A 19,286-nucleotide genomic window follows, 5' to 3' on the forward strand; every position below is an offset into this window, starting at 1 on the left:
AGGGGATTATGCCGACCATAGGTTCGGTTTCACCGGTAGACATCAACGAGGAAGTGAAGAAGTCCTATCTCGACTACGCCATGAGTGTGATCGTCGGCCGCGCCCTCCCCGATGTGCGGGACGGGCTCAAGCCGGTGCACAGGCGGATCCTCTACGCCATGTTCGACGCCGGGATCACGCCCGATAAGCCCCATAAAAAGAGTGCGGTGGTGGTGGGGAATGTGCTGGCGCGCTTCCACCCGCATGGGGACGCCGCTGTCTACGATGCCCTGGTGCGGCTGGCACAGGATTTCTCCTGCCGTTATCCACTGGTCGACGGGCACGGTAACTTCGGTTCGATCGATGGGGATGCTCCCGCGGCCATGCGCTATACCGAGGTGCGCCTGGCCCCGCTGGCCCTGCAGATGCTGGCCGACATCGACCAGGAGACCGTGGATTTCGTCCCCAACTACGACGATTCGCAAAAGGAGCCGGCTGTGTTGCCAAGCAGAATCCCCAACCTGCTCGTCAACGGTTCCTCCGGCATCGCAGTCGGCATGGCCACGAACATCCCTCCGCATAACCTGCGGGAGGTGATCGACGGGCTGGTCTATCTCATCGATCATCCGGAGGCGTCGGTTGCCGACCTGATGCAGTACATTCCGGGGCCGGACTTCCCTTCCGGGGGCAGCATCCTCGGCCTGAACGGGATTAAGGAGGCCTACGAAACCGGGCGGGGAGCGCTGGTGGTCAGGGGGAGGGCGGAGATCGAGAAGACGTCCGGCGGCCGCAGCCAGATCGTCATCACCGAACTCCCCTTTCAGGTCAATAAGGCCCGCCTGGTGGAGAGGATAGCGGAACTGGTTAGGGAAAAGAAGCTGGACGGCATCAGCGACCTCAGGGACGAGTCCGACCGCAGCGGGATGCGGGTGGTGCTCGAACTGAGGAGGGAAGCCAACCCCAGGGTGATCCTCAACAGGCTCTATAAGCACACCAAACTGCAGGACACCTTCGGGGTGATCATGCTGGCCTTGGTCGACGGGACCCCCCGGATTCTCAACCTCAAGGAGCTGCTCAGCCATTACCTGGAGCACCAGGTCACAGTAGTTAGGAGGAGGTCGCAGTACCAGCTGCGGCGCGCCGAGGAGCGCCTGCACATCGTGGACGGACTGGTGATCGCCCTCGATCACATCGATGCGGTGATCAGCCTCATCAGGCGGTCGCACACCGATGAGGAGGCCCGGCGGGGGCTGATGGGGAACTTCCAGCTGAGCGAGAAGCAGGCCCAGGCCATCCTGGACATGCGCCTGCGGCGCCTGACCGGTCTGGAGCGGGAGAAGGTATTGGAAGAAAAGAGAGAGCTGGAGGAAAGGATCGCCGGTCTCAAAGAACTCCTCTCCAATGAAAGCCTCATCAGGGGTGTGGTGCGGCAGGAACTCCTGGAAGTTAGGGAGAAGTTCGGGGATGACCGGAGAACGCTGATCGCGGAAAAGGCCCCGGAGGTCAGGAAGGAGGACATCATTCCGGAAGAGCTCGTGGTGATCACCCTCACCAGGCGCGGCTACATCAAGAGGATCCCCCTCAACACCTATCGCGGTCAGCACCGCGGGGGGCGGGGGATAACCGCCCTTACCACCAGGGATGAGGACTTCGTGGAGCAGCTCTTTGCCGCCTCCACGCACCACTTCCTGCTCTTCTTCACCAACAAAGGGAAGGTTTACCGGCTCAAGGTCTACGACATACCAGAAGGTAGCCGGCAGGCCAAGGGGACGGCGCTGGTCAATCTTCTTCCCCTTGCCGCAGATGAGGTAGTCACTGCGGTGATCCCTTTGCGCCAGTTTCGGGATGACCGCTACCTGCTGATGGCTACCAGGCAGGGTCTGGTGAAGAAGGGACTGCTCAGCGACTATGACTCCTCCCGGCGGGACGGGATCATCGCCCTGCGCCTGCACCCCGGGGATGAATTGATCGGGGTGCGGCTCTCGGAGGGGAGGGAAGAGATCATCCTGGCCACCAAAAAGGGGATGGCTCTCTGCTTTAATGAGGAGGACGTTCGAGTGATGGGAAGGGCGGCCTCCGGGGTGCTGGGCATCCGGCTCGATCCCGGTGATGAGGTCGTTGGAATGGACCGCTTCCGGGAGGGATCCCAGGTGCTGGTGGTGACCGAAAGAGGCTACGGAAAGCGTACCCCGGCGGCTGATTACCGCGTTCAGAAGAGGGGTGGGAGGGGGCTGATCACCTTGAAGGTAACCGATCGCAACGGATGCCTGGCGGGTGTCAAGGTGGTCGACGACCGCGATGAGATCCTCCTCATGAGCAGCGAGGACAGCATGATCCGCATTCGGGTCGGGGAGATACCGGTGCAGGGGAGGAACACCCAGGGGGTGAAGCTGATGCGGCTGAAAGAGGATGAGCGCCTCGTTGCCGTCGCCAAGCTGCCTTCGAACAGTATCGAAGGAATGGAGAAGGTCAACTAGTTGAAGAAACAGATGCCTTGTCACGGCGGTTTCAGGTGCAGTAAAATAAGAGCACCAGGATGTTTAGTCCGAGAAAGGGTGGGAGTTCAAGTGGAGGCCAAAGGAACCTGGAATGTCAAAAAGGGATTGGCGGAGATGCTCAAGGGCGGCGTTATCATGGATGTGACCACCCCCGAGCAGGCCAAGATCGCCGAGGAAGCGGGGGCCTGTGCAGTGATGGCCCTGGAGCGTGTTCCGGCCGATATCCGGGCAGCCGGCGGTGTGGCCCGGATGGCGGACCCTGATGTAATCTTGCGGATAATGGATGCCGTAACGATACCGGTAATGGCCAAGGCACGAATCGGCCACTTTGTGGAGGCCCAGATCCTGGAGGCGCTGGGGGTAGACTATATCGACGAGAGTGAGGTTCTCACCCCTGCCGATGAGAGCTACCACATCGATAAGCACCAGTTTAAGGTGCCCTTCGTCTGCGGGGCGCGCGACCTGGGAGAAGCCCTGCGCAGGATCGGCGAAGGAGCAGCGATGATCCGCACCAAGGGTGAAGCGGGGACGGGGAACATCGTCGAGGCGGTGCGCCACATGAGGACGGTGCAGGACCAGATCAGGTGGCTCCAGGGCCTGCCGCAGGAGGAGTTGATGGCTGCGGCCAAGAAGCTGGGAGCCCCCTACGAGCTGGTCAAAGAGGTGGCCGCCAGCGGCAGGCTGCCCGTCGTCAACTTTGCGGCAGGGGGTGTGGCCACTCCCGCCGACGCTGCTTTGATGATGCAGCTGGGTGCCGACGGGGTCTTCGTCGGTTCAGGCATCTTCAAGTCTGCAGATCCTCCGAAAAGGGCAAAAGCCATCGTCGCTGCGGTGACCCACTACAGGGACCCGCAGGTGCTGGCGGAGGTATCCCGCGGCCTGGGTGAGGCCATGAGGGGGCTGGAGCTCTCTGCCATTGCCCCGGAAGAGCGCCTTGCCGACAGGGGATGGTGAAAAGTGAGGGTTGGAGTTCTGGCCATGCAGGGTGCCTTCCGGGAGCACGTTGACGCCTTTCGGAGGTGCGGCTGCGAGGCGATGGAGGTGCGCACCAGGGAGGAGTTGGATGAGGTCGCTGCCCTCGCCATCCCCGGTGGGGAAAGCACCGCCATCACCAAGCTGCTCAGGAGTTTTGGGCTTTGGGAGGCCCTCCTCAAGAGGGGCGCTGAGGATCTGCCGATCCTGGCCACCTGCGCCGGGGTCATTGTTCTCGCCCGGGGGATCGTAGGGAGCGATCAGGTAAGCCTCGGCCTGCTCGACGTCGCAGTCAGGCGCAATGCCTACGGACGGCAGGTGGACAGCTTCGAAACCGAATTGAAGATTGAGGCCTTGGGGACGGAACCGGTTCCTGCCATCTTCATCCGCGCTCCCATCATCGAGAGCGTCGGGCCGAAGGTGGAGGTGCTGGCCACTTACAGGGAGAAGGCGGTGCTGGTGCGCCAGGGTAGGATACTGGCGGCGACCTTTCATCCGGAGCTGACTGCCGACCTGCGCCTGCACCAGTACTTTTTGGAGATGGCGGAAGGGAAGAGATAATTTTGATTTGTCGCAGCTGTTATTGTGTGGTATAATACATCAAAACCAGCAGTGGCAAAAGGGTGATGAAGGGGACCAGTAGGTTTATCCTTTCCCTGCAGAGAGCTGGCGGCCGGTGGAAGCCAGCGGGAGGATAGGCTGAATCCCCCCCGGAACCGGCTCCGCAAACCGGGGGAACCGGGCAAAGGAGCACAGGAAGTCCTGTTACAGACGACCTGAGTGGATACCGGAAGGATCCGGTGTCAATTTGGGTGGCAACGCGGGTAGCTACTCCCGTCCCATTGAGGGGCGGGAGTTTTATTATATTATGCCATTTTTTGCCGAGGAGGAGCGTCTATGGAGGAGAAACAGTATCTGATGCTGCCGGGACCCACTCCCGTTCCACCACGGGTGTTGCGTGCCCTGGCAAAACCGATGATCAACCATAGGGGTCCGGAGTTCAAGACCCTGTTATCGGAAATCACTGCGGGATTAAAAGAGGTTTTCCGCACGGAAAACGATATCATCATCTACCCCTCAGCCGGCACAGGGGGGATGGAAGCGGCAGTGGCCAATTTCATCTCCCCGGGTGAGAAGGTGCTGGTTGTTTCCATCGGGAACTTCGGGGACCGCTTTGCTGAGATCGCCAGGCGCTTTGGCGCCCGGGTAGAAAAGATGGATTTTGCCTGGGGGACGGCGGCGGATCCCGCCGCTCTGGAGGAGCGCCTGAAGGAGGATAAAGATAAAGAGATCAAGGCCGTTTTCGTCACCCACAATGAGACCTCGACGGGTGTGACCAACGATCTTAAGGCTCTGCGGAAGGCCGCCGGGGAGCACCCGGCCCTCTTCATCGTAGATTCGGTCAGCGGGCTGGGGGCGATGGAGCTGGAGACCGACGGCTGGAACCTGGATGTGGTTGTGGCTGGCTCGCAGAAGAGCTTCATGATCCCGCCCGGGCTCTCCTTTATAGCTGTCAGCAGGAGGGCCTGGGAGGCGGCGGAGAAGTGCACCAACGCCCGCTATTATTGGGACATCCGGGAGGCGCGCAAATACGCCGAAAAGGGACAGACGCCCTATACACCTGCCCTTCCCCAACTGACCGCTCTGGCGGAGTCCCTGCGGATGATCAAGGAAGAGGGCCTGCCCCGGATCATCGCCAGGCACCGCAGGCTGCGGGATATGGTGCGCGCCGGTGTGCGCGCCCTGGGGCTGGAGCTCCTGGTCAAGGATGAGATCGCTTCGAACGCGGTGACGGCGGTTTGCGCGCCGGCCGGGATCGAGGCCGATGCCATCCGCAGGCTGCTCAGGGAAAGGTACGGGGTTATTGTGGCCGGGGGGCAGAACAAGCTGAAGAACAAGATCTTCCGGATCGGCCATTTGGGGTATGTCTGTGAGACGGATATCCTGGCCACCCTGGCAGCCCTGGAGATGGCCCTGATAGGCTGTGGCTTCAAGGCAAACCTGGGACAGGGAGTGAGGGCCGCCCAGGAGGTCGCCCTGGCCGCCACCCAATAAGGTCGGATAAAGGAGGGGAAGAGAGATCATGAATGGAGCGAGACCGAAGATTCTCGTCGGCGACAAGATAGTTGATGAGGCTTTGGAGATGCTCCGGGCAGAGGCCGATGTGGATGTCCGCATCGGTATCGGCCAGCCGGAGCTGGAGGAGATCATTGAAAACTACGATGCCCTCATCGTGCGCAGCATTCCCCTGGTGACCGAGGAGGTCATCAGGAGGGGAAAGCGGTTGAAGGTGGTCGGCCGGGCCGGGAATGGTGTGGATAACATCGACGTGGCCGCCGCTACCCGGCACGGTGTGGTGGTCGTCAATACACCGGACAGCAACAGCTTTTCCGCGGGGGAGCATACCATCGCACTGATGCTGGCCTCCGCCAGAAATCTGCCCCAGGCCCACCAGACGGTGAAGGACGGCGGCTGGGGCCGGAGCAGGTTTATGGGTAATGAGCTGTACGGGAAAACGGTGGGGATCGTGGGGCTGGGCCGGATCGGTTCCTTTGTCGCCACCCGACTCAAGGCCTTCAACATGAGGGTGATCGCCTATGACCCTTATATTCCCCTGGAGCGTTTCAAGCGCTTCGGTGCTGAGCGCATGGAGACCTTGAACGATCTGGTGCGCCAGTCCGACTTCATCACCGTCCACACCCCGAAGACCGAGGAGACCATAGGCATGATCGGGATGGAGCAGTTCCGCATCGCCAAGAAAGGGGTGCGGGTGGTGAACTGCGCCCGGGGGGGGATCATCGATGAGGAAGCCCTGGCCTGGGCCTTGAAGGAGGGGATCGTCGCCAGCGCAGCACTGGATGTGTTCACAAAAGAGCCCTGCACCGGGAACCCCCTGCTGGAGTTTGATAATGTGGTCGTCACCCCTCACATCGGGGCGACAACCTTTGAGGCCCAGCACAGGGTGGGCACCGACCTGGCCAACTACGTGCTCTCAGCCCTCAAAGGGGAGATCGTCCCCAATACGGTCAACCTCCCCTGTCTGCTGGGAGAGGAGATCGACACCATGCGCCCCTTCCTGGAGCTCGCCGAATACCTGGGCCGGCTCTACTACCAGCTGGAAAAGGTGCCCGCTGAGCGGGTGGAGCTGATTTACAACGGGGAGATCGCCAGAAAAGAAACGGGGATTCTCACCCTGGCCTTCCTGAAGGGGCTTCTCAGCCCGGTGATGGGGGATCAGGTCAACCTGGTCAATGCTTCGTGGCTTGCCGAAAACCGCGGCATCAAGGTCTGCGAGCGGCGGGATGAGGTCAGCAAAACCGGGCATGTGAGCCTGATCTCGGTCATCTTTACCGGAGCGGGGAGGAGGGTGGAATATGCCGGCACCCTGGCCTGGGATCAGAGCCCGCGCATCGTCCGGGTGAACGGCTATCAGCTCGACGTCGTTCCCACCCCCTACATGCTCTTCGTGGAGCACATCGACAGGCCGGGGGTGATCGGCCCCTTTGCCTCCGCTCTGGGCGAAGCGGACATCAACATCGCCATGATGCAGGTTGCCCGCACCGTTAAGGGGGAGGTCGCCCTGATGATCCTCAGCGTGGATTCTCCGGTGGACGAATCCACGCTGAGGAGGGTGCGCCAGCTCAAAGGTATCATCAACGTGAAGGTCGTCTTCATGTGAGAACGGGGTGAGAGCACTGTTCCTGGAGAGATCGGTTCCGGCGGGTTTTAGAAAAAGAGTTCGAAAGGGGGAAGCCAGATGCTGGATCTGAAGTTTATCCGCAGTCACCCAGAAGTAGTCAAGAAAGCGCTGTCGGACAGGAACGTCGAATTTGATCTCGACCAGGTGCTGGCCTGGGATGAGGAGCGGCGTAGCAAGATCGCCGAGAGCGAAAGGCTGAAGAACAGGAGGAACACCCTCTCCCAGGAGGTGGGAAGGCTCAAGGCGGCCAAAGAGGACGCCGCCCACCTGATAGAAGAGGTGCGGGAGATATCCCGGCGCAGCAAGGAGATCGATCGGGAACTGAACGAGATCGAGCAGAAGCTGCAGCAAGCGCTGCTCCTGATCCCCAATATACCCCATGAGTCGGTACCTGTCGGCCCGGATGAGGGGGCCAATATCGTCCTGCGGGTGGAGGGCGAGCCCCCCAGCTTCGGCTTCGAACCCCGCCCCCACTGGGAGATCGGGGAGAACCTGGACATTTTGGATTTTGAACGGGGCGTAAAGGTGGCCGGGGCGCGGTTCACCGTTCTTAAAGGATGGGGGGCCAGGCTGGAGCGGGCGCTGGTCAACTTCATGCTGGATCTGCACACAGAGGAGCACGGGTACACGGAGATCTTCCCGCCCTTCCTGGTCAACCGCGCAACCATGACCGGCACCGGTCAGCTCCCCAAGTTCGAGGAGGACCTCTTTTACTGCAACAGGGAGGACCTTTTCCTCATCCCTACTGCTGAGGTTCCGGTTACCAATCTGTACAGCGACGAGATCCTGCCCGGGGAGGTGCTTCCCATCTACCATACGGCCTATACCGCCTGTTTCCGGGCGGAAGCCGGGGCGGCAGGCCGGGATACCAGGGGACTCATCCGCCAGCACCAGTTCAACAAGGTGGAGCTGGTGAAGTTCACCACCCCGGAGGATTCCTATCTGGAGCTGGAGAAGCTGACCGCCGATGCCGAGGATGTGCTGCGCCGCCTGGGGCTGGCCTACCGGGTGGTTTCCCTCTCGACGGGGGACCTGGGCTTCTCTGCCGCCAAAACATATGACCTGGAAGTCTGGTTCCCGGCGGCCGGCACCTACCGGGAGATCTCATCTTGCAGCAACTTCGAGGACTTCCAGGCGCGGCGGGCGAACATCCGTTACCGGCCGGAGGCGGGGGCACGCCCGCGCTTCGTACACACCCTGAACGGCTCCGGGGTGGCGGTCGGCCGCACCGTAGCTGCGATCCTGGAGAACTACCAGCGGGAGGACGGTTCGGTGGTGGTTCCCGAGGTGCTCAGGCCATACATGGGCATCGACGTCATCACCGGGTCGAGGTAAGCCTCTGTCCGGACGGTTGCCCCGGGAGGGGCTCCTGACGGCGCTTTTTGGCAGAGAACTGGTAACAGCAAATTGACAGGATCTTGTCCGCTGTGCTATACTAACGCGGCAAGAGAGGGTTGCGGAGGGGTGTCCGAGTGGTTTAAGGAGGCGGTCTTGAAAACCGTTGAGCTCTTACGGGCTCCGTGGGTTCGAATCCCACCCCCTCCGCCAGATTGACTAAAGAGGGATTGTTGGTTATAATTAAAAGAAAAGGCAAACGCCATCTGTGCGCCCGTAGCTCAACTGGATAGAGCAACAGACTACGGATCTGTAGGTTGGGAGTTCGAATCTCTCCGGGCGCACCAGTTAGAGAGTTTATGCGGAGAGATGGCCGAGCTGGCTGAAGGCGATCGCCTGCTAAGCGATTAAGCAGGTAAAAAACCTGCTTCGTGGGTTCGAATCCCACTCTCTCCGCCATTTTCTTAGCGCCCGTAGCTCAGCAGGATAGAGCAGCGGTTTCCTAAACCGCGTGTCGGGGGTTCGAGTCCCTCCGGGTGCGCCAGAGTAATTCAAGCCCCGCAAGGACGGCGGGGCTTTTGCGTGTTCGCCCAGTATGTCTGCTGAGACGGGCGGTTAAAAGAAACCCATGCCACCTAACCAGGGGGAAGGTAACCCGTAGGCAAGGGCGTTACCGGCAACGGTGGGGTCTGAAGGAAGCCGAAAGGGGAACTCGGAACATAGGGGAGCGAACCGAGGTTGGCTTATCAGGTGGGTAACCTTGCACGATGTGGGAAAGCCCGAAAATCTTAAAAGTTGAGGGTCTGTTGCAGGAATTTATTGCTTGATGTCTCGCCGACCCGAGCTTCTTCTCCGTTTCCTCAGTCTCTAACCCCAAAAGATCTTTCTGGGAATCCAGCAATGCCTGTGCCCTGAGCCTGGCATCGTCTGTATGTCGGGAGTTGAGCCCGAAGAGTTCCTGTCCCACCTTCTTAATTTCATAACGTGATACGCCCTCCAGCAGCCGGTTGAAGGCCCAGCGCTGGCAGACGCAGAAGAGACGCATCTCTGTCACGAGCGGGTCCTCCCCGCCCCGGCTCCACTCTTGAGACTGAAAGGCCGGGTAAACATGCGGGAAGAACTCACCGCACACTGTGAAGCTAAACTTATCCTTCTTGCGCCTCCGCTTCGGCATCCCTTATCAGCTCCCGAAAGCTCCGCCGAATTTTTCTGCTGCCTCTAGAGCCGTACAGCCGGCCCGAAAAAGAGGTCACTATTGCCAGCAAATCCTGAACCAGTTCCGTGTGGGCGTCTTTAGGCTCTTCTTGCGAAGTAACTTCTATCTCCACACCGCAGTGCCTCAAATGGCGTTCCAGATAAGCGTACCCGATATCCCCCTACCTGTTTCACATGTGTCTGAAATTTGTCAGATGGGATGTGACGGAAAGAACTTGCTTGACACAGGATAGTTGTCGTCTATAATTAAAAAAGAAGTGGAAGGAAAAATAAGGGGTAGCAAGTAAGAGGGAAAGGATTGATACTAGATGAAGAGAACTTATCAGCCGAAAAGGAGAAGAAGGAAGAGGGTTCATGGATTTCTGAAGAGGATGAGGACTCCAGGAGGGCGCAAAATCATCCGCCGCAGGAGAACGAAGGGGCGAAGGGTCCTCTCTGCATAATATACGCAAAGAAGTGGTAAATTGTTAAGAAAAGAGCTGCGACTTCGCAAGAACGCGGACTTTAAGAACGTCTATGAAAACGGGCGGTCGGTCGCTGGAAGGTATGTCAGTATCTACTATATAAAAAGAGGGGATCAAAAGGGGACGAGAATCGGGATTGTGGCGGGGAAAAAGGTAGGCGGAGCCGTAACCCGCAACAGGGTAAAAAGGGTTCTGCGAGAGATCCTCTCCCACTATCAGGATCTCCTTTGTGAGGAACATGATATTGTCGTTGTTGCCAGGAAGAGGTTACTAACTGCAGAATTCCACAAGATCAGCGCAGATGTCGGCAATATCCTGAAGGGATGCGGGCTGTTGAAAGGGATGTAGATAGGTTTTCGGGGTAGAGTCACGGGCCTGGAGCGTGGAGGCCCGCGACGATTATTTTAAAGGTAAGAATGATGATAAACAGGCTCATCATTTGTCTGATCAAGGTCTATCAGAAGCTATGGTCGTCGTGGCATCCTCCGGTTTGCCGCTTTTATCCCACATGTTCTGAATACTCCATCCAGGCACTGAATGAGTACAGATTGTCATATGCCGTTATTTTAATTATTTACCGCCTCCTAAGGTGCCATCCCCTTAGCAGCGGTGGTTTTGACCCCTTACCGCGGGACAAGAATAGATTTTTAAAAAAATCGAGGAGGTGACACCTGCCCGGGCAGAATGAAGCGCGGCGGGATAAACTTTGTGGAACAACATCGTACAGGGATTTAGTGAGATCATTCAGGCATTTTATCTGGCGACGGTCTGGATGAAGATACCGAGCTATGGTTTGGCGATTATCCTCTTTACGATCGCCGTTAAGATAGTCCTCTTCCCGTTGACGAGGTTGCAGATGAACTCGATGCGAGCCATGCAGGAGCTGCAGCCAAAGATCAAGGAAATACAGGAGAGGTACAAGAACAAACCGGAAAAGGCGCAGCAGGCCGTTATGCAGCTGTATAAGGAGAAAGGGGTCAATCCGATGTCAGGCTGCCTCCCCCTGCTGATCCAGATGCCGATCATTTTTGCGCTGTTCAGCTCACTGCGCCTGTTCTTTGATCCCAAGCTGCATCCTCCATACGTTGACCTGACCAAAGCCGGATTTCTCTGGATCGAAAATCTGGGACAGCCGGACCCCATCATCTTGCCTTTGCTGACGGTTGTGGTTACATTTGCCCAACAGTTTTTTACCAGTATGACCGCGTCCGGAAAAATCGATCCGACGCAGAGAACGATGCTCATCATCATGCCCCTCTTTATCGGCTGGATAGCACGAACGCTTCCCGCCGGGCTAACCCTTTACTGGGTGGTGTTCTCGCTGTTCAGCGCCGTTGAGACGCTTGTCATTAGAAGGATGTCGGGAGTTGCGAAGGGAGCAGGATCCAAGGCATGAAAGAGATGATCGTTGAAGGCAGCTCTGTGGAAGAGGCGGTCGAAAAGGCTTTAAAGGAGCTCAGTGTCGGGCGTGACGACGTGGAGATCGAGGTGTTAGAGGAGGGGTCACGAGGCTTTCTGGGCATCATCGGGGTTAAGTCGGCAAGGGTGCGCGTCAGGGTCGTCGATCAGCCGGATGTGGTGATTAGAAGCTTTTTGAAAGAAGTGTTCGATAAGATGGAGCTAGATGTGGAGCAGAGGATCTGGTTCGAGGACGGTTACTGGCGCGTGGAACTGTGCGGGACGGATATCAGGCATTTGATTGGAAGGCATGGGGAAACCCTGAACGCACTACAGCTTTTGGCCAATCTGGCAGTGAGCAAGCGCCTCCAGGAGCGAGTGCGGATAATCCTCGATGCCGAAGGGTACCGGGAGAAGAGGGAGAAGGTGCTGCGAAAGCTGGCCAGGAGGGTGGCCGATAGGGTCAAGAGAACGAAAAGGGATTATACGCTGGAGCCTATGCCGCCGCAGGAGAGGAGAATCATTCACCTGGAGCTCCAGGATGAGAAAAATGTCTATACCGTCAGTCGTGGTCAAGAGCCTTACCGCAGGCTGGCAGTTTGCTATAAGAGAGACGGGCTTTTGAAAGAAGAAAAATAAAAAGTTACCAATTAAGAATAATAATGGTATATATCAAACTTGGGGATGATGATGAGAATATCCCCATTTTTTAATTTTATCTCTAAATTTCATCCTCTAGACATTTCGGCAAGGCAGGTGAAGATGATGGAACGGATCGAAGAGGGGGATCTGATCGCCGCGTTGGGAACCGCTCTAGGTGAGGCGGCTATCGGCATAGTCAGGATGAGCGGGAGGGGGGCGGTGGAGCTGGTGGACAGATTTTTCCAGCCCTTTCGCAAGGGACAGAACCTTCTGAAAACGCCTTCGCACAGCATGAGGCTGGGGTACATCCGCAATGAGGATGGTGAGGTTATCGATGAGGTGCTGGTGTCAGTAATGAGAGGGCCGCACACCTACACGAGGGAGGACGTCGTGGAGATCAACTGCCACGGGGGGATCCTCCCGATTAAGAGGGTGCTCGATCTTCTCTTGAAGAATGGCGCGCGTTTGGCCGAACCAGGTGAGTTCACCAAGCGCGCCTTTTTAAACGGAAGGATTGATTTGGCTCAGGCCGAGGCCGTTCTCGACGTCATCAGGGCGCGCAGTGAGAAGGGCGCGGAGATAGCTTTAAGGCAGCTGTCAGGAGGTCTTTCGAGGGAAATTGGAGGAATGAGAGATGAGTTGAAATCGATCCTGGCCTGGGTCGAGGCGGAGATCGACTTCCCCGAAGATGTCGATCAAATCCCAGTGGATAAGTTGATGGAGAGGATCGATGCACTCATTGCCAGGGTTGACGGATACATCGAAGGCTCAAGGGCCGGCAGGATTTACCGGGAGGGGCTGAAGACGGTTTTGGTAGGGAAGCCTAACGTCGGCAAGTCAACCCTGCTCAACACACTTTTAGGGGAGGAGAGGGCGCTGGTGACGGACATACCCGGAACGACCAGGGATATCATTGAGGAGGCCATTAATCTCGAGGGAATCCCTTTGATCCTGATGGATACCGCTGGAATCAGAGGAAAGGCCGGGGTCGTCGAGAGGCTGGGTATTGACAGAACGCGGGCTGCTGTCGAAGAGGCTGATATTGTGCTGGCTTTGTTCGACGTCACCAGCGAGCTGAGTGAAGAGGATCGAGACGTATTAGAGCTGATCAAGGACAAGAGAGGAGTCGTCCTCTTGAATAAGATTGACTTAAAAGAAAGAAGGCTGGACGTCGATCTGATTAGAGAGCGGCTGGGAAGCAGTTATGTTTTCCTGGAGATTTCGGCCCGGTTGGGATGGGGACGAAAAGAGCTGGGGGAGGCGGTTTTAAACGTCGTTGGGGTGAGTAAATTGGCACCGGAATCGGCAGTGCTGACTAGGCGTAGACAGCTGGAGGTGATGGAGAGAGTGAGAGAGTCCCTTGTAGGTGCAAAGTGCGGTATAAGGGGGGGCATGCCGCCTGAGTGCGTCGCCATCGATCTCTGGGATGCCTGGACGCAACTGGGGCAGATTTTAGGTGACACGGAATCCGAAGATGTGATCGACGAGATCTTCAGAGAGTTTTGCATCGGAAAGTAAAATGAAAGCGGTGGTTTTGTCGTGACGAGAGGAATGCAAAAGCTGGTTGCCGGAGCCCGGGAGCTGGGATTAGAGATCGAAGGATGGATGCAAGAAAGATTTCAGATCTACGCAGAATTAATAAGATCGTGGAACAGGAGGATCAATCTGGTGCGCCTCCAGAACGAAGAGAACCTCTTCTCCAGCCACTTCCTGGACTCCCTCTGGTGCAGCCGGGGTTGCGAACTTGTAGCCGTAGGACGCCTTCTCGATATCGGCAGCGGTGCCGGTTTTCCTGCAGTGCCTTTGAAGATCTGTTTCCCCCACCTGCAGGTAGTTATGGTGGAGTCTCAGGCCAAGAGGTGCCGCTTTTTAGAGGAAGTCATCGACGCTCTGCGGTTAGAAGGGTGCCGTGTTATCTGGGAGAGGTCGGAGAATTTGGCCCGCGATCCCAATCACAGGGAGACGTATGACTGCGTTACTGCCAGAGCGCTGGCAGCACTGCCGGTGGTGTTGGAGCTTGGCGTGCCATTTCTAAAGAGAGGAGGGCACTTGCTGGCGATGAAGGGACGTAGCATCCAGGAGGAATTGGGTCAGTCCGCCTTTGCGATGAGCGTTCTCGGCGTTCGATTAGAACGGATAGTTCCTTATGTATTTGAGGGTGAGGAAGGAAGGCATATCGTATCTTTTGTCAAAGAAGAGCGTACTCCAGAGGATTACCCGCGAAGAGCAGGAATACCTGAGAAGAGGCCGCTCTTGAGAAGAGGGATAGGAGGTGATGCTGTCGAAAAGAAGATGAAATGTAATGCACGGACATAGGGGGATGGTGTTGGAAATGCTCTTCGGAGGGGGCCGCAAGGGTGATAGAGAGGTCGTAAAAATACCTCTACAAAGCATAAGGTGCGGCAGATTTCAGCCCCGTTTTAACATTGATGAGGAGTCATTAAAGGAGCTCGCAGAGTCGATCAAGAACGTCGGGGTGTTGCAGCCGATCGTCGTCAGGCCCTGTGATGGAGGCTATGAGCTGATAGCCGGAGAGAGAAGGGTGCGGGCCAGCATGATGGCGGGGCTACAGGAAGTTCCGGCTGTGATTAAAGAAGTGAGCGATGCCGAAGCCATGGAGATGGCACTGATGGAAAACGTACAGAGGAGGAATCTTCACTTTTTCGAGGAGGCAGAGGGATTTCGACGTCTGATCGAGCAGTTTAATCTCACCCAGGTTGAGGTCGCCGAAAGGATGGGATTGAGCCAGAGCGCAGTAGCCAATAAACTGAGGCTGTTGCGGCTTTCGCCTGAGGTGAGGGAGCAGGTTTATCGTTTGGGATTGTCAGAGAGGCATGCCAGGGCTCTTCTGGAACTGGAGGACAGCAGGGCTCAGCTCAAGGTGCTCGGTATGGCTGCTGTGCGGGATTACAGGGTCGGGGAGTGGGAAGAGCTGATCAGAAGGGAAAAACATAAAAATATTTCCCGGGAAATAAAAAAGGGTCGAAAGCAGAATGTCGTGCCGAAGATCCGCGACCTGAGGATCTTTATGAATTCCCTGGAGAGGGGTGTAAAGATGATGCGCAGCGCGGGGCTGAATGTGCGACTGTCGCACGAGGAGGATAACGGTGTTTTGCGAATAGTAATTGAGGTGGACACTGGTGTCTGAGAAGGTGCGGATCTGGTGGGATGAAACATACGAATGTTACGATGTAGGCGTTCTCTCAGATGACGCTGCGGTCGGGGATGTAGAAAGGGTAGGGGAGTTAGTCCTTTCCGGAAGAGCCGCCAGGAGGAGGTACGGTAGCAGCTGTAACGGATGTTGCATCTGCTGCGGGGGGAGAATACCCCTAACGCCAGGAGATATATCCAGAATGATGAGGGCAGGTCTCGGTGCAGGGATGAGCGTTGGCGAGTGGCTGAGCCGTTATTGTAGGATTGATGATTTAGGGCCCTGTCTGGATGTCACGCTGAAGTGCATTGATGACATCTGCTGTTTGTGGGATCGAAAGCGGAGTATCTGCTCACTGTATGAGGCCCGTCCATTCGTCTGCCGCACGTATATATGCGCGCCCTTTTCACGACGCCTGGATGAGTTGAGGTCGCAGATCGTTAACTACGGTGAGGACCTGTTGGAAGAAATGATCGTGAAGGGAGACTTTGACGGGAATAAGTTTACGGGGATCCCTCTGAGAAACATCTGTTCGAAAGAATTGTGGGGCTGGCTGAGGGATATGTAAGTATTACATTGCCTGTCCAGGTGACTCATGGATGGGTTTGGTGGCGGAAAAAGAGGGTCAGCGGCCAAAAAAAGGCGTTACGGGTGGGTTTGAGCTTGGTGTGGTAATTATTAGGGGAAGATGAATATTGATGGGTACAGGCGGAGTGTGAAAAAATTTGAACGGAAGTGGGCGGGAATGCAGGAGGATTGCGCTTTGTTGTGGAATAAAAATAGCAATAAGAAAAAGAAGAGAAAAGGACTGTTCCACGTGGAACATCTGCGGCCAACCGTTGAAAATAAGGGCTTTCCAAGCGATCGCGGGCAGGCGAAAACCATCGCCATAGCCAACCAGAAGGGCGGTGTTGCTAAAACAACGACCGCCATTAATCTGAGCGCCTGCCTGGCGGCGACGGGGAGAAGGGTGCTCCTCGTCGACGCCGACCCACAGGGCAATGCCACCAGCGGTCTTGGCGTTGATCGGGATGGGTTGGATGTTTCCGTCTACGACTTGCTTCTGGGGGAGGCGCAGCCGGAGCGGGTGGTGGTCTCACTGCAGATCGAAAACCTCGATCTGCTTCCCGCTACGATCAATCTGGCCGGGGCGGAGGTCGAGCTGGTCGGCATGAAGGACAGGGAGTTCAGGCTGCGCTCCGCTCTGCAAAGCCTGCGCGGCCGGTACCACTACATTTTCATCGATTGCCCTCCTTCTCTCGGCCTGCTGACCATCAATGCCTTGACGGCTGCGGACAGGATCCTGATCCCCATTCAGTGCGAGTATTATGCCCTGGAGGGGGTGGGGCAGCTGCTGCAGACGGTGAATCTGGTTCGGCGGCGTCTCAACCCGCAGCTGGAGCTGGAGGGGGTGCTTCTGACTATGTTCGACGCCCGCACCAACCTGGCCATCCAGGTGGTGGACGAGGTAAAGAATTACTTCGGGGACAAGGTGTTCCGGACGGTCATTCCCAGGAATGTGCGGCTCAGCGAAGCGCCCAGCCACGGAAAGCCGGTGATCGCTTACGACCCCAGATCGCGCGGGGCAATCCTCTATCAAGAGCTGGCACAGGAAGTGATCGAGCATGAAGAGTAAGGGTTTGGGGCGGGGGCTGAAGGCCCTGATTCCCACGACACCCGAAGGTGCCGCAGAGGACGCGGAAATAGTGGAACTCCCCTTGGAGAGGATTACGCCGAGCCGCTACCAGGCCCGGCAGGACTTCGACGAGGATTCCATCCGGGAGCTGGCCTCGTCTATTAAGGAACACGGAGTCATGCAGCCGGTCGTCGTCAGGCCGGTCGGGGAGGACCTGTATGAACTGGTCGTCGGGGAGCGGCGCTGGCGGGCCTGCAGACAGGCGGGGCTGGAGACGATCCCGGCGGTTATCCGCCGGGTGGATGACCGGACCTCCGGTGAAATGATGCTGGTGGAGAACATCCAGCGGGAGGACCTCAATCCCGTGGAGGAAGCGCTGGCCTACAGGCGCCTGATCGAGGAGTTTCACCTCACGCAGGAGGAGGTCGCCTCCCGCGTCGGTAAGAGCAGGTCGTTTATCGCCAATTCCTTACGCCTTCTGCAGCTGCCGGAAGGCGTAAGGAGCCTCCTGGGGCAGGGGAAACTGAGCGTCGGCCACGGCAAGGTGTTGCTGGGCATCCCCGATCCTGCCGGGCAGGAGATGCTTGCCCGGGAGATCGTGGAAAAGGGGCTCACGGTAAGGGATGCGGAGAAGGCCGTCCAGCGCCTCTTGAAAGAGGGGGGTTCCCGACAGAAGGCAGGGGAGAAGAAGAAGGATGTGGAGCTGGCGGCAGTGGAGGACCGCCTGCGGGAGCGGTTGGGCACGAAGGTGCGGATCAGGCCGGGCAGGCGGGGTGGGAGGATCGAGATCGAATACTACGGTCGGGATGATCTCGAGCGACTCCTGGAGTTTTTCTTCGGCTGTTGAATCCTGCCGGGAATGCGGAGTGCTCCCCGGCTTTTAGTGTTTTTAAAGGGCCTCCGGCGAGAGAAGCCGGGGTTTTTTTGTAAAAGCGTGGGCATAAGAATAATAAAAAGGGGAAGATGTCCTTGAGGGACAGGCTGGTTTTTATCTCCCGGCCGGTGAGGGATAGGAGGGATTGGAGAAGGTGCCAAATCCTCTCACTGCCGCGGCGGGAGGGTGCTGAAAGGGGGGATAAAACTTTGCGTTTTCTGCTCGGTGTCAATTACTGGCCGGCGAAGAGGGCGATGTACTGGTGGCGGGATTTTCATGCCGCCGAGGTCAGGGACGACTTCCGCCGCCTGGCGGCATTGGGGTTTCAGGTGGTGCGGATCTTTCTCCTCTGGGAGGACTTCCAGCCCTCCCCCGGAGGGTTGTCGCCTCTGTGCCTGGAGCGGCTGGTTGCCGTTGCCGATGCTGCGGCCGACTGCAGGATGGTGATCCAGCCGACCTTCTTTTGCGGGCACATGAGCGGCGCCAACTGGGCGCCGGAGTGGCTGTTGGGGCGCCCACTGCGGGGCCGCTTTCCGGTGGTGAGCGGCGGCCGGCCCCGCAGCCGGGAGATCCGAAATTACTACGGTGAGCGCTGGATAATTAAAGAGCAGCAGAGGCAGTGCCGGGAGGTTGCCCGGGCGCTGCGAGGTCACCCCGCTCTGTGGAGCTACGACCTGGGGAACGAGCCCTCTAATTTTGTCGTTCCCGGGGACCGCCAGGCGGCCAGGGAGTGGCTGGCAGCAGTTGCCGGTGAGCTCAAAGAAGTCGCCGACTGTCCGGTGACGATCGGACTCCACGCCGAGGATCTGCAGGAGGACCGGAAGCTGTGGCCGGCTGATGCAGCCCTTTACTGCGATTATTTGTCGATGCACGGCTATCCCTTCTATCTGGACTGGGTGGACCACCCGCTGGATGTGGAGGTCTTGCCCTTTCTGGGGGTGCTCACCAGGTGGCTGGGGGGGAAGGATGTTCTCTTCCAGGAGTTCGGAGTCTCCGATCTGGTGCTGTGGCGGGAGTGCCCCAAAGCGGCGGAGGAGGCAGGTGTGCTCTATTACAGGAGGGCACTGCGCCTGCTGCAGGCGGCGGGAATGCTCGGAGCATTCGCCTGGTGCTACAGCGACTACCACCCCGATTTGTTTGGGATCACACCCCTTAGGGAAAACCCCCACGAAAGATTTTTCGGGTTGTTTGCTGCCGACGGCAGGCCGAAGAAGGCGGCAGGGGCGGTGCGGGAGTTTGCGGAAAGGATAAAAGATGATGGGGGATGCTGCCGTGACGGCGCGGCCGTTCCATCCTGGCTCCAGGGGGAGGATGCCGGGCGGTTTTGCGATAATCCCTTGTCGGAGCTGAGAAGGCTTTACAGGAGCTTTAAGGGGTCGCGGGAGTTAAAGGAGTGGCGCCGGGTGCTGGATGGTCGGTGAG

General features: G+C 57.8%; 20 protein-coding genes, 4 tRNA genes and 1 other annotated feature. Of the genes, 22 read left to right on the plus strand and 2 right to left on the minus strand.

Features of this window, described 5'->3' with window-relative positions:
• The first annotated feature begins 8 nt into the window (after positions 1-8).
• The 10 genes from gyrA (at position 9) to TPH_RS00110 (ending at position 9,028) form a co-directional block, all read left to right on the plus strand.
• The gene (gyrA, locus tag TPH_RS00065) at positions 9-2,456 is read left to right on the plus strand and encodes a DNA gyrase subunit A (protein ID WP_015049187.1); all 2,448 of its coding nucleotides are present in this window, start codon (positions 9-11) and stop codon (positions 2,454-2,456) included.
• Positions 2,457-2,546: 90 nt separating this feature from the next.
• The gene (gene pdxS, locus TPH_RS00070; protein WP_015049188.1) at positions 2,547-3,431 is read left to right on the plus strand and encodes a pyridoxal 5'-phosphate synthase lyase subunit PdxS; all 885 of its coding nucleotides are present in this window, start codon (positions 2,547-2,549) and stop codon (positions 3,429-3,431) included.
• A 3-nt stretch (positions 3,432-3,434) separates the two neighbouring features.
• Complete coding sequence (gene pdxT / locus TPH_RS00075) at positions 3,435-4,010, plus strand: pyridoxal 5'-phosphate synthase glutaminase subunit PdxT (RefSeq protein ID WP_028991231.1); 576 nt, start codon at positions 3,435-3,437, stop codon at positions 4,008-4,010.
• 56 nt (positions 4,011-4,066) lie between these two features.
• Positions 4,067-4,294: a binding site (T-box leader), on the plus strand.
• Positions 4,295-4,346: 52 nt separating this feature from the next.
• Positions 4,347-5,504: a pyridoxal-phosphate-dependent aminotransferase family protein gene (locus tag TPH_RS00080; protein ID WP_015049190.1), complete on the plus strand. Its 1,158-nt coding sequence runs from the start codon at positions 4,347-4,349 to the stop codon at positions 5,502-5,504.
• Positions 5,505-5,532: 28 nt separating this feature from the next.
• On the plus strand, positions 5,533-7,128 hold the full coding sequence (serA, locus tag TPH_RS00085; protein ID WP_015049191.1) for a phosphoglycerate dehydrogenase: 1,596 nt from the start codon (positions 5,533-5,535) through the stop codon (positions 7,126-7,128).
• Positions 7,129-7,206: 78 nt separating this feature from the next.
• Positions 7,207-8,484 carry a serine--tRNA ligase gene (serS, locus tag TPH_RS00090; RefSeq protein WP_015049192.1) on the plus strand — a complete coding sequence of 426 codons (1,278 nt, stop codon included), beginning with the start codon at positions 7,207-7,209 and terminating at the stop codon, positions 8,482-8,484.
• 123 nt (positions 8,485-8,607) lie between these two features.
• Positions 8,608-8,697, plus strand: a tRNA-Ser gene (locus TPH_RS00095).
• Between the two features lie 57 nt (positions 8,698-8,754).
• A tRNA-Arg gene (locus tag TPH_RS00100) sits at positions 8,755-8,831 on the plus strand.
• A 16-nt stretch (positions 8,832-8,847) separates the two neighbouring features.
• Positions 8,848-8,943, plus strand: a tRNA-Ser gene (locus TPH_RS00105).
• 8 nt (positions 8,944-8,951) lie between these two features.
• Positions 8,952-9,028, plus strand: a tRNA-Arg gene (locus TPH_RS00110).
• A 126-nt stretch (positions 9,029-9,154) separates the two neighbouring features.
• Here the strand turns inward: TPH_RS00110 and TPH_RS16670 are convergent.
• Both TPH_RS16670 and TPH_RS00120 read right to left on the minus strand, forming a co-directional pair.
• Positions 9,155-9,538: a hypothetical protein gene (locus TPH_RS16670; RefSeq protein ID WP_236608802.1), complete on the minus strand. Its 384-nt coding sequence runs from the start codon at positions 9,536-9,538 to the stop codon at positions 9,155-9,157.
• 91 nt (positions 9,539-9,629) lie between these two features.
• Complete coding sequence (locus TPH_RS00120) at positions 9,630-9,812, minus strand: recombinase family protein (protein ID WP_015049194.1); 183 nt, start codon at positions 9,810-9,812, stop codon at positions 9,630-9,632.
• 195 nt (positions 9,813-10,007) lie between these two features.
• On the opposite strand from TPH_RS00120, the gene rpmH reads away from it, so the two are divergent.
• The 12 genes from rpmH to TPH_RS00170 all read left to right on the plus strand — a co-directional run bounded on the left by rpmH (position 10,008) and on the right by TPH_RS00170 (position 19,285).
• Complete coding sequence (gene rpmH, locus TPH_RS14490) at positions 10,008-10,142, plus strand: 50S ribosomal protein L34 (RefSeq protein WP_081578536.1); 135 nt, start codon at positions 10,008-10,010, stop codon at positions 10,140-10,142.
• A gap of 21 nt (positions 10,143-10,163) precedes the next feature.
• On the plus strand, positions 10,164-10,511 hold the full coding sequence (rnpA, locus tag TPH_RS00125; RefSeq protein ID WP_015049196.1) for a ribonuclease P protein component: 348 nt from the start codon (positions 10,164-10,166) through the stop codon (positions 10,509-10,511).
• A 71-nt stretch (positions 10,512-10,582) separates the two neighbouring features.
• Positions 10,583-10,831, plus strand: coding sequence for a membrane protein insertion efficiency factor YidD (gene yidD / locus TPH_RS14495; RefSeq protein WP_236608835.1), 249 nt, complete (start codon positions 10,583-10,585; stop codon positions 10,829-10,831).
• A 38-nt stretch (positions 10,832-10,869) separates the two neighbouring features.
• Complete coding sequence (locus TPH_RS00130) at positions 10,870-11,559, plus strand: YidC/Oxa1 family membrane protein insertase (protein ID WP_015049197.1); 690 nt, start codon at positions 10,870-10,872, stop codon at positions 11,557-11,559.
• Complete coding sequence (gene jag / locus TPH_RS00135; protein ID WP_015049198.1) at positions 11,556-12,200, plus strand: RNA-binding cell elongation regulator Jag/EloR; 645 nt, start codon at positions 11,556-11,558, stop codon at positions 12,198-12,200. Before TPH_RS00130 ends, jag begins: the two co-directional genes overlap by 4 nt.
• A 123-nt stretch (positions 12,201-12,323) precedes the next feature.
• Positions 12,324-13,721: a tRNA uridine-5-carboxymethylaminomethyl(34) synthesis GTPase MnmE gene (gene mnmE, locus TPH_RS00140; RefSeq protein WP_028991228.1), complete on the plus strand. Its 1,398-nt coding sequence runs from the start codon at positions 12,324-12,326 to the stop codon at positions 13,719-13,721.
• Between the two features lie 21 nt (positions 13,722-13,742).
• Entirely contained in the window at positions 13,743-14,519 is a 777-nt protein-coding gene (gene rsmG / locus TPH_RS00145; protein WP_015049200.1) for a 16S rRNA (guanine(527)-N(7))-methyltransferase RsmG, read from the plus strand.
• On the plus strand, positions 14,506-15,351 hold the full coding sequence (locus TPH_RS00150; protein WP_148275794.1) for a ParB/RepB/Spo0J family partition protein: 846 nt from the start codon (positions 14,506-14,508) through the stop codon (positions 15,349-15,351). Before rsmG ends, TPH_RS00150 begins: the two co-directional genes overlap by 14 nt.
• The gene (locus tag TPH_RS00155) at positions 15,344-15,922 is read left to right on the plus strand and encodes a YkgJ family cysteine cluster protein (protein ID WP_015049202.1); all 579 of its coding nucleotides are present in this window, start codon (positions 15,344-15,346) and stop codon (positions 15,920-15,922) included. Before TPH_RS00150 ends, TPH_RS00155 begins: the two co-directional genes overlap by 8 nt.
• A gap of 258 nt (positions 15,923-16,180) precedes the next feature.
• The gene (locus tag TPH_RS00160) at positions 16,181-16,990 is read left to right on the plus strand and encodes a ParA family protein (protein WP_236608836.1); all 810 of its coding nucleotides are present in this window, start codon (positions 16,181-16,183) and stop codon (positions 16,988-16,990) included.
• Entirely contained in the window at positions 16,980-17,837 is an 858-nt protein-coding gene (locus tag TPH_RS00165) for a ParB/RepB/Spo0J family partition protein (protein WP_015049204.1), read from the plus strand. Before TPH_RS00160 ends, TPH_RS00165 begins: the two co-directional genes overlap by 11 nt.
• A gap of 236 nt (positions 17,838-18,073) precedes the next feature.
• Entirely contained in the window at positions 18,074-19,285 is a 1,212-nt protein-coding gene (locus tag TPH_RS00170) for a glycoside hydrolase 5 family protein (protein WP_148275796.1), read from the plus strand.
• Position 19,286: the final 1 nt, after the last annotated feature.

The organism is Thermacetogenium phaeum DSM 12270, from assembly GCF_000305935.1.
Lineage (GTDB): Bacteria > Bacillota > DSM-12270 > Thermacetogeniales > Thermacetogeniaceae > Thermacetogenium > Thermacetogenium phaeum.

Bases quoted from the DNA above. Each gene is read 5' to 3' on its own strand.
- gyrA (WP_015049187.1), top strand. From the start codon at position 9: ATGCCGACCATAGGTTCGGTTTCACCGGTAGACATCAACGAGGAAGTG.
- TPH_RS00080 (WP_015049190.1), top strand. From the start codon at position 4,347: ATGGAGGAGAAACAGTATCTGATGCTGCCGGGACCCACTCCCGTTCCA.
- serA (WP_015049191.1), top strand. From the start codon at position 5,533: ATGAATGGAGCGAGACCGAAGATTCTCGTCGGCGACAAGATAGTTGAT.
- serS (WP_015049192.1), top strand. From the start codon at position 7,207: ATGCTGGATCTGAAGTTTATCCGCAGTCACCCAGAAGTAGTCAAGAAA.
- rpmH (WP_081578536.1), top strand. From the start codon at position 10,008: ATGAAGAGAACTTATCAGCCGAAAAGGAGAAGAAGGAAGAGGGTTCAT.
- yidD (WP_236608835.1), top strand. From the start codon at position 10,583: ATGATAAACAGGCTCATCATTTGTCTGATCAAGGTCTATCAGAAGCTA.
- jag (WP_015049198.1), top strand. From the start codon at position 11,556: ATGAAAGAGATGATCGTTGAAGGCAGCTCTGTGGAAGAGGCGGTCGAA.
- mnmE (WP_028991228.1), top strand. From the start codon at position 12,324: ATGATGGAACGGATCGAAGAGGGGGATCTGATCGCCGCGTTGGGAACC.
- TPH_RS00150 (WP_148275794.1), top strand. From the start codon at position 14,506: ATGCACGGACATAGGGGGATGGTGTTGGAAATGCTCTTCGGAGGGGGC.
- TPH_RS00165 (WP_015049204.1), top strand. From the start codon at position 16,980: ATGAAGAGTAAGGGTTTGGGGCGGGGGCTGAAGGCCCTGATTCCCACG.